The sequence below is a fragment of the Pusillimonas sp. genome, assembly GCF_044464525.1.
GTDB lineage: Bacteria > Pseudomonadota > Gammaproteobacteria > Burkholderiales > Burkholderiaceae_B > Pusillimonas.
Genome location: NZ_JBIQLE010000057.1, coordinates 1 through 9,143 on the forward strand (window position 1 = coordinate 1; position 9,143 = coordinate 9,143).

The 9,143-nt window shown below is 58.8% G+C and carries 10 protein-coding genes; 1 reads left to right on the forward strand and 9 read right to left on the reverse strand.

Features of this window, described 5'->3' with window-relative positions:
* Window positions 1-197 precede the first annotated feature (197 nt).
* The 9 genes from ACIY1O_RS17290 to ACIY1O_RS17330 form a co-directional block, all read right to left on the reverse strand.
* Window positions 198-1,583 (reverse strand): replicative DNA helicase, encoded by a 1,386-nt coding sequence (locus tag ACIY1O_RS17290; protein ID WP_397476330.1) that lies wholly within the window; start codon window positions 1,581-1,583, stop codon window positions 198-200.
* A 134-nt stretch (window positions 1,584-1,717) separates the two neighbouring features.
* A complete protein-coding gene (rplI, locus tag ACIY1O_RS17295) occupies window positions 1,718-2,173 on the reverse strand; it encodes a 50S ribosomal protein L9 (protein ID WP_397476331.1) in 456 nt (151 codons plus the stop codon).
* Between the two features lie 15 nt (window positions 2,174-2,188).
* The gene (rpsR, locus tag ACIY1O_RS17300) at window positions 2,189-2,461 is read right to left on the reverse strand and encodes a 30S ribosomal protein S18 (protein ID WP_397476332.1); all 273 of its coding nucleotides are present in this window, start codon (window positions 2,459-2,461) and stop codon (window positions 2,189-2,191) included.
* A gap of 107 nt (window positions 2,462-2,568) precedes the next feature.
* Window positions 2,569-2,886, reverse strand: coding sequence for a primosomal replication protein N (gene priB, locus ACIY1O_RS17305; protein ID WP_397476333.1), 318 nt, complete (start codon window positions 2,884-2,886; stop codon window positions 2,569-2,571).
* Between the two features lie 22 nt (window positions 2,887-2,908).
* Window positions 2,909-3,283, reverse strand: coding sequence for a 30S ribosomal protein S6 (gene rpsF, locus ACIY1O_RS17310; RefSeq protein WP_397476334.1), 375 nt, complete (start codon window positions 3,281-3,283; stop codon window positions 2,909-2,911).
* A gap of 197 nt (window positions 3,284-3,480) precedes the next feature.
* Window positions 3,481-4,287 (reverse strand): GTP cyclohydrolase FolE2, encoded by an 807-nt coding sequence (gene folE2 / locus ACIY1O_RS17315; protein WP_397476335.1) that lies wholly within the window; start codon window positions 4,285-4,287, stop codon window positions 3,481-3,483.
* 90 nt (window positions 4,288-4,377) lie between these two features.
* Entirely contained in the window at window positions 4,378-6,270 is a 1,893-nt protein-coding gene (gene dxs / locus ACIY1O_RS17320; protein WP_397476336.1) for a 1-deoxy-D-xylulose-5-phosphate synthase, read from the reverse strand.
* Window positions 6,271-6,319: 49 nt separating this feature from the next.
* Window positions 6,320-7,231 (reverse strand): polyprenyl synthetase family protein, encoded by a 912-nt coding sequence (locus ACIY1O_RS17325; protein WP_397476339.1) that lies wholly within the window; start codon window positions 7,229-7,231, stop codon window positions 6,320-6,322.
* A 2-nt stretch (window positions 7,232-7,233) separates the two neighbouring features.
* Window positions 7,234-7,536 carry an exodeoxyribonuclease VII small subunit gene (locus ACIY1O_RS17330; RefSeq protein ID WP_397476337.1) on the reverse strand — a complete coding sequence of 101 codons (303 nt, stop codon included), beginning with the start codon at window positions 7,534-7,536 and terminating at the stop codon, window positions 7,234-7,236.
* Between the two features lie 285 nt (window positions 7,537-7,821).
* Here ACIY1O_RS17330 and ACIY1O_RS17335 point away from each other — a divergent pair, with 285 nt between their 5' ends.
* Entirely contained in the window at window positions 7,822-8,958 is a 1,137-nt protein-coding gene (locus tag ACIY1O_RS17335) for an aromatic ring-hydroxylating oxygenase subunit alpha (protein WP_397476338.1), read from the forward strand.
* Window positions 8,959-9,143 lie beyond the last annotated feature (185 nt).

Genomic DNA, 9,143 nt, shown 5'->3' on the forward strand with positions numbered 1-9,143 from the left:
ACGGGCGTTGGAGGGCGCTGCCGCAAACCGCCCGACCGCCCGTTTTTGGCTCCCTGGCCTCCGCCGGCGCTTAAGAACCCAACAGCACCCCCACTCAATTGCCAACAGCCGCTACAAGTCCAAGTTGACGCCAGCGACACCACATCAATAAGCTTCGATACGCATCACCGTTCAGGTGCCGCCAATGGCACCAAGCATCAAATCGTCATGCCCGGCGTGTAGTTGAGAAACCGCGTACTGGACCCCTGGAAAGTAAGCCTTACCATGCCGATAGGACCGTTACGCTGCTTGCCGATAATGATCTCCGCCGACCCTTTGTCGGGTGAATCGGGGTTGTACACCTCGTCGCGATAAATAAACAGAATCAGGTCGGCATCCTGCTCAATAGCCCCCGACTCGCGCAGGTCGCTCATTACCGGGCGCTTGTTGGGACGCTGCTCGAGGCTGCGGTTAAGCTGCGATAGAGCAACCAATGGGCAATTCAGCTCCTTGGCCAAGCCCTTCAGCGAACGGCTGATCTCGGAAATTTCAGTTGCCCGGTTCTCGCCCGCGGAATTGGCCGACATAAGCTGCATATAGTCGATGATGATCAGGCCCAACTGCCCGCATTGGCGCGCCAGCCGGCGGGCTCGCGCGCGCACTTCCATGGAACTTAGCGCGGGCGTTTCGTCAATGTAGATCTGCGCCTCTTGCACCTTTTGCACTGCGTGCGTAAGGCGCGGCCAATCATCGTTGGAAAGTTTACCGGTACGCATGCGATGTTGATCCAGCATACCCACAGAACCCACCATTCGCATCGCCAGTTGCACCGCACCCATCTCCATCGAGAACACCGCAACGGGCAGGCCCTGCTCGATGGCGACGTGTTCGCCGATGTTCATCGCCAACGACGTCTTGCCCATGGACGGACGGCCAGCCACGATGACGAGGTCGCCCGGCTGAAGGCCGGATGTCATGCGGTCAAGGTCGCCGAACCCGGTTGGCACGCCGGTAATGTCAGAGTCACCCTCGCGATGGTAGAGCTCGTCGATGCGTTCCACTACCTGCGACAGCAACGGCTGTATCTCTTGGAAACCAGTGGCGCCACGCGCGCCCTCTTGCGCAATCTGAAATACCCGCGATTCGGCCTCGTCAAGAAGCTGGCGCGCCTCTTTGCCTTGCGGGTTGAAGGCGGTTGCCGAAATTTCGTCCGCCACCGATACCAGTTTGCGCAACATGGAGCGCTCGCGCACGATCTCGGCATAGCGGCGGATGTTGGCAGCCGAAGGGGTGTTGTGGGCCAAGGCGTTCAGGTACGACAGGCCACCCACCTCGTCGCCCTTGCCCGCACTGGACAGCGACTCGTACACCGTCACAACGTCGGCCGGACGCGCCAGCCCAATCAGGCGGTTGATATGCTGCCAGATGATTTTGTGGTCGAAGCGGTAGAAATCGTCTTCACCGAGCACGTCGGTGATGCGGTCCCAGGCGGCATTGTCCAGAAGCAGCCCGCCCAGCACAGATTGCTCGGCCTCAACCGAGTGAGGGGGTACACGCAGGTAGTCAAGCTGCGGGTCTCCTGATGGTTTCTTGGTGTCCAGCATGTTTATCCCGGTGCCTGGTCCGTCGCCGGAGGCGGCATGAACGAAAAAGCCGGCTCGCGCCGGCTAAAAGCTTGTGCGAAGCGCGGTACAGGGGACGCAAAACGCCCAATGTACCATGCTTGGACGCGGTCCAATCAGACCATTTCGCCTTGCACCTGCAGCGTGATGTCGGACACGACGTCGGCGTGCAGCACGACTTGCACGGGGAACTCGCCAACCGCCTTGATGGCGCCATCGGCCAGGCGAATTTGCGACTTCTGGATGCCTTCGAAGCCTTCGGCAACCAACGCCGAGGCAATGTCCATGGTGGTGACCGAACCGAACAGACGTCCGTCCACGCCCGCTTTTTGCGCGATCTTCAAGGTAAGGCCGTTGAGTTTCGTTGCGGTGGCCTCGGCGGCGGCCAGCTTCTCGGCTTGGACCTTTTCGATCTCGGCGCGTCGCGCTTCGAACTCTTTGAGGGCCGCATCGGTGGCACGACGGGCGATTTTCTTGGGGATCAAATAGTTGCGGGCATAGCCGTCGCGAACGCGGACGACTTCGCCAAGATTACCCAGATTGACTACTTTTTCGAGCAGAATGACTTGCATGACGATAACCTCGGCTTAATTGTGGTTGTCGGTGTAGGGCAGCAAGGCCAGGAAGCGCGCACGCTTGATGGCGGTATCGAGCTGGCGCTGATAATGGGCCTTGGTGCCCGTCAAGCGCGCAGGGATGATCTTGCCATTTTCCTGGATGAAATCACGCAGTGTGTCGAGATCTTTGTAGTCGATCTGGTCGACGCCGGCAGCCGTGAAGCGGCAGAACTTGCGGCGCTTGAACAGCGGGTTCTGCTGGTTGAACTTGCGTTTCTCTTTACCTTTTCTGAAGAAAGCCATGGTTTTGCCTTTACTGTTGCCCGAAGCCCTGCTTCGGGATTGTATTTACGATGCGTCGAACCGGTTTCGGCCCACGCGATTATTTGTCGTTCGCTCGGATGAACATGCTAGACAACGGCAGCGCCGCCACCTGCAAAAACCCGGTTTGCCTGCTGGATATGAACCACCAGCTTGCTGGAACCTTTACGCGTCGGGGCGATGAACCCCTCTATTTCAAGGCTTGCCCCAAGGGGCGTATCAGCAAGCAGCAAGGCTATGTCTCCCAGAGCCACTGCCTGAACCACCATACTGACTCGGCGCGGCATGCCGGCCTGCTGAACTTCCGATTCGTGCTCAAGCTGCATTTCCAAAGCCGGCAAACCGGCGGGGGTGTAGCGCAAGGGCTTGAGTTCGAGTACGGTCGCCGTCAGTGTAAGTTGGTTCACGCCGTGAATCCGAACGAGCGGTTTATTCCTTGTCCGAGCTCGCCGTTTCGGTCGTGGCCTTGCGAGCCTCTTCACGTTCGACGGACTTCATCATGAGGGACGGAGCGGTATCGGCCTTTTTGGTCTTGATGACCAGATGGCGCAGCACCGCGTCGTTGTAGCGGAACGAATGCTCGAGCTCGTCCAGGGCGGCCTGGCCGCACTCGATGTTCATGCAGACGTAATGGGCTTTGACCAGCTTCTGGATGGGGTAAGCCAACTGACGGCGGCCCCAATCTTCGAGGCGATGAACCTGGCCACCTTCGCCGGTAACCACGGCTTGGTAGCGTTCGATCATGGCGGGAACCTGCTCGCTTTGATCGGGATGCACAATAAACACTACTTCGTAGTGACGCATGTAATACTCCTTGTGGATATCTTTTGGCACAAGCGCCAAAAGGACAGCCCGCCGGCACCAGCCCTAAAAAGGCAAGGCAAGTCGAGCAAGAAACCAATCATTCTAACATATACAGCTGGCAGGACACCCATTGACACGGGGTTTTAGCATCAAGCCAGTTTCGGCGTGGCGGCAACGCCACGCCGAAACTTGGCCATTCAGCCCTCGACAACAGCGTAGGCGGAGTGATTGTGAATGGATTCGAAATTTTCGGCTGCGACTCGATAGCTTTGCACGCCTTCGACGTTCTTGACCGTCATGGCCACGTCGCGCACCAGATCTTCGACAAACTTGGGGTTGTCGTAGGCTCGCTCGGTAACGTATTTTTCGTCGCTGCGCTTCAGCAGGCCCCACAGCTCGCACGACGCCTGGCCTTCGACCTGAGCAATAAACGCGGGTAGATCAAAAGAGGCCGGCTGCTGCAAGACAACGCTGACCGTAACATGCGAGCGCTGATTATGGGCGCCATATTCGGAGATGGCCTTGGAGCAGGGACACAGGCTGGTGACAGGCACCACCACCGTCAGCTCGAACCAGGTCTGCTCCCCTTCGGTAGCGCGCGCCTTCCACTTGACCTGGTAATCCATAAGGCTGGAAACCCCAGACACCGGAGCGACCTTATCGACAAAATACGGGAAGTCGGCCGTAATGTCGCCCTGCTGCGCATTTAGCAGCGGCAACATGGTCTGGGCCATCTCGCAAAACAGGGCGGGAGTCATGGGCCGGCGCCGATACTGCTCCAGCTGTGCCACGAAGCGGGACATGTGGGTGCCCTTTTCTTCGGCAGGCAATGCAACAGTAAGCTCCCAGTCAGCAACGGTGGGAAGCCCCTCGCCATCCGAACCGGCAATTAGCATTGGGTGCCGCACCCCCCGTACCCCGACGCGCTGTATAGGCAGACGACGGGTATCAACACTGCTTTGCACGTCGGGCATCGCCACTGCAAAATCGGAAACTGAGTTCATAACTTGACCTGAATGAGCCAGACTGCCGGTCTGGCCAGAATGGAAAACTATTTATTATGACCCAGTTTAATCGTTAATACCCATAAACCCCTAATGGGCATGGGTCTTTAGCCGTGCGGCGGGCATCAGTGGGGCAAAGCGCTCGCGGATGGCTTGCTCGATGCCTTGGGCATCCAGCCCGACAGAACGGCGTAGTGCGCCCTGTTCGCCGTGATCGATGAAACGGTCGGGCAAACCCAGCTGCAATACCCGTTTTTGCGCGTCCGCTTGACTCAGATATTCGAGAACGGCGCTGCCGGCGCCGCCCATGACCGCGGCTTCTTCAAGCGTCACGATGACATCGTGGCTTTCAAGCAAATGATCGAGCAGTTCGGTGTCAAGCGGCTTGATGAAACGCATGTCGGCCACCGTGGCGTCCAGGCTCTGGGCAGCCTCGAGCGCGGCCGACACCAGCGTACCGAAACCGACAATGGCGATGCGTGAGCCTTGACGCACGATACGCCCCTTGCCCAAGGGCACGGTGTCGAAGCCCGCCTCGACGGCGGCGCCACAGCCGGCGCCGCGCGGATAACGCACGGCCGCCGGGCCTTCGTGGCGGTAACATGTGGTTAACAACAGCCTCGCCTCGTTCTCGTCCGAAGGCGCGGCCACAACCATGTTGGGAATACAGCGCAAGAACGCAAGATCATAGTTGCCTGCGTGGGTGGCGCCGTCGGCGCCCACGAGGCCCGCACGATCCAAAGCGAAAGTGACGTCCAGGTTCTGCAGCGCCACATCGTGGATGAGCTGATCGTAGCCGCGCTGAAGGAATGTGGAATAGATGGCCACCACGGGCTTCATGCCATCGCACGCCAGGCCGGCCGCGAACGTGACCGCGTGCTGCTCGGCGATACCGACATCGAAATACCGCAGCGGAAAGCGCTTGTGAAATTCGACCATGCCGCTGCCCTCACGCATGGCTGGCGTAATGGCCACCAGCCGGCTGTCGTGGTCGGCCATGTCGCACAGCCATCGACCGAACACCTGAGTGAACGTCTGTCGCGGCGGTGTAGCCGGCTTCTGTATGCCGATCGAAGGGTCGAATTTGCCCGGCCCGTGATACAGGACGGGATCGGCCTCGGCCAGTTTGTATCCCTGCCCCTTGCGAGTGACCACATGCAGGAACTGAAGCCCGCCCAACGACCGCAAGTTCTCAAGCGTGGGAAGCAAAGCATCCAGGTCGTGTCCGTCAATGGGCCCCACATAATTGAAGCCCAGTTCCTCGAACAGCGTTGCAGGCGAAGCAACCAGGCCTTTGGCATGGCCCTCGAATCGGCGAGCCAGTTCAAGCACAGGAGGCACATGCTGCAAGACGGCCCGGCCCATATTCTTGGCGGCGGCATAAAAGCGCCCCGACAACAATCGTGCGAAATAATGGTTGAGCGCCCCAACGGGAGGCGAGATCGACATATCGTTATCGTTGAGCACGACCAGCATGTTGACGTCGGGCGTGACGCCCGCGTTGTTCAGGGCTTCAAAAGCCATGCCGGCCGTCATGGCGCCGTCGCCGATGACGGCGATGTGCTGGCGCTGTATGCCTTTGTTGCGGGCCGCCACCGCCATGCCCAAGGCTGCCGAAATTGACGTAGAGGAATGCGCCGTGCCGAAGGCGTCGTAAGGCGACTCGCTGCGTTTTGGAAAGCCCGATATGCCATCGAGCTGGCGCAAGTGGGCCATGGCCTCGCGTCGGCCGGTCAGGATTTTGTGCGGATAAGACTGGTGCCCGACATCCCAGATGATGGGGTCCTCAGGCGTGTTGAAGACATAATGCAGCGCGATTGTCAGTTCGACCGTGCCCAAATTGGACGACAGATGCCCCCCCGTCTTCGAGACCGAATGCAAGACGAACTCACGCAACTGGTTGGCCAACTCTTTCAGGCCTTGGCGGTCAAGCGCCCTTAGGTCGGCGGGAGACTCGATTTGTTCAAGAGAAACGGTAGTCATAAGGAAATGGGTATCGGGTGCGGGATGCCGATGACCGACGGGGCGACGCTTAGCGACTGCGCCCGACGATGTAGTCGGCAAGTTCAGCAAGACGCGTGCCGGCCGGGCCTAGCGGCAACACGGCGGCATGCGCCTCTTGGCGCAGCTCTTGCAACAATTGGCGCGAGGCTTCAAGGCCAAGCAACGAAACATAAGTGGGCTTGTTGGCCGCCGCGTCCTTGCCAACGGTCTTGCCCAAGGTGGCGGTATCGGAAACGACATCCAGCACATCGTCTGCTACCTGGAACGCCAGGCCCACGGCATCGGCATAAGCCTCGAGCCCCGCGCGTGTGGTCGAGCTGGCTCCGGCGACGATACCACCCAACAGCACGCTGGCTTCGATCATGGCGCCGGTCTTCATGCCGTGCATGGCCTGAAGCTGTTCCTGGCTAAGCTCAAGGCCGATGCTGGCGCAATCGATGGCTTGGCCGCCGGCCATGCCCAAGCTGCCGGCGCATCGAGCCAGCGCCTCGACAGCCTGAACCACCAGAGCGGGCGCTATGGGCATCTGCGCCAACAATTCAAAAGCCAGGGGTTGCAAGGCATCGCCGGCAAGCATGGCCGTGGCTTCATCGTACTGCACATGGACAGTGGGACGTCCGCGACGCAAATCGTCGTTATCCATGCAGGGTAAATCGTCGTGCACCAGCGAATAGGCGTGGATGAGCTCGACCGCCGCAGCAGCGTGATCCAACGCAATTCCTTGCGCCGAACTGAGTGCTTTGCCGGCTGGAGCGCAAGCCTCGCCCGCCGCATACACAAGCACGGCTCTTACACGCTTGCCGCCGCCCAAAACAGCGTAGCGCATGGCCTCGTGCAAGCGGGAGGGCACGATGGAGGATTCGGGAACGAAGCCATCAAGCATGGCGTCAATGTGCTGCACCCGCTGGTTGAGCCAGGTTGGAAAATCGGGAGCCCCCATCATCAGCCTTCGTTAGAGGCGTCAACCTCATCCAGCGGTTTCAGAAGATTGTCTTGCAATACCTTCACCTGCTGCTCGGCGGTGTCCAGAAGCCTCTGGCAAATACGGGCAAGTTCCACCCCTTTCTGGTAGGCCGCAAGGGACTGATCCAGAGACAAAGAACCATTTTCCATTTGCGAGACCAGGGCTTCGAGCTGCGACAGGGCAGTTTCGTAATCTTGCGGCAAATCGTGTTCGGCGGGCGAATTGCCCGCACCGGCTTCCTCGCCTTGCCCAGCGCCTCGTGTCTTGTTGTCGTCGACCATGAGGAGTTCCAAAAAAGAAAAGTCCGGCTCGCGCCGCATAATTAGTTTGCAATAGGCGAATTGTACGAGATGCGAGCCGGTTGTTCCTGGAAGCCGCTTCAAGCCGCTGCATGGACACCGTGGAAACTCCATGCCGGGCGCTGAATCCCACCCCTAAATACGCGTCGAGCCTTGTTTTGAAAGGGAAACTTTACGGTACAATGCAACGTTCACTTCTTTGAAACACACTAAATTCGGCGAGTGCCGTTTTTTTCTTCGCGATTTTCAGCACAGCGGGGGGAATCCATGGCCGACATTGGTCGGGAGGCGCAATTTGCGCCGGCGCAAACGCAATTACCGGTCAGCAGCTATTTCGATGAGGCCGTCTTCGCCTCCGAACAGGCGCTGATCTTCAAAAAATCATCTCTTTATACCGGACACGAAAAATACGTCCCGCAGCCTGGCGACTGGCGTACGCTGCCGCACGAGAACGGCGGCAGAGTGCTGGTGCGCGGCCCGCAGGGCGTCGAGCTTATGTCCAACATCTGCCGTCACCGGCAAGCCGTTATGCTGGGCTTCAACAAAGACGGCGAACCTTGCAGCGGCAATTTGCGCGACACCGGCGGCAACATCGTATGCCCGATCCACCGTTGGACATACAGTGTGCAAGGCAAGCTAATGGGCGCTCCACAGTTTCCCGAGACGCCGGCGCTTGATCTTCAACGTTTCCCGCTCAAAAACTGCCACGGCTTGCTTTTCGAAGGCCCACGCAACCCGGCCCACGACATGGCAGCACTTTTCAAGCGCCCCGACTTCGATTTTTCAGACTATGTGCTGGATCATGTTGAAATCCACCATTGCCACTACAACTGGAAGACGTTCATCGAAGTTTATCTCGAAGACTATCACGTGGGGCCGTTCCATCCGGGCCTGGGGCGCTTCGTAACCTGCGACGATCTTGTATGGGAGTTTTCCGACTGGTATAGCCTGCAGCAAGTGGGAATACACAATGCATTGGCACAGCCGGGCAGTGAAGCCTATCGCCGGTGGCACGACAGGCTGCTTGATTATCGCGGCGGCCAAGCGCCCGATTTTGGGGCGGTTTGGGTAACGTATTTTCCGACTCACATGATAGAGCTTTACCCGCATGTATTGGTGCTGTCGACGCTGCATCCGGTCGGTCCGCAGGAAACGATCAATATGGTCGAGTTTTATTATCCTGAAGAGATTGCAAGCTTCGAGCGTGATTTCGTGGAAGCGCAACGCGCGGCGTATATGGAAACGGCCGTCGAAGATGATGAAATCGCGGAGCGGATGGATGCGGGTCGCAAGGCGCTGATGTTGCGAGGTGTCGAGGAATCAGGTCCGTATCAGTCGCCGATGGAAGACGGCATGTTGCATTTTCATGCTTGGTATCACCGGATGATGTCTGGGGGCAGTTAGTTGAGTGAACTCGCGGAGCTGACGTTTGGGTCGCGTTGGCGTTTGGTGCGGCTGGTAACCTCCCTGTGCGGCTGTGATGTACGTGCGAGGTGCTTTTGCTGTGTTTGTATTTGAGCTCTAAAGCGCCGTCGGCGGCGGCAGAACTCATATATGGACGCCTCCTGTTTGCCAAGTAATCTTTTGCC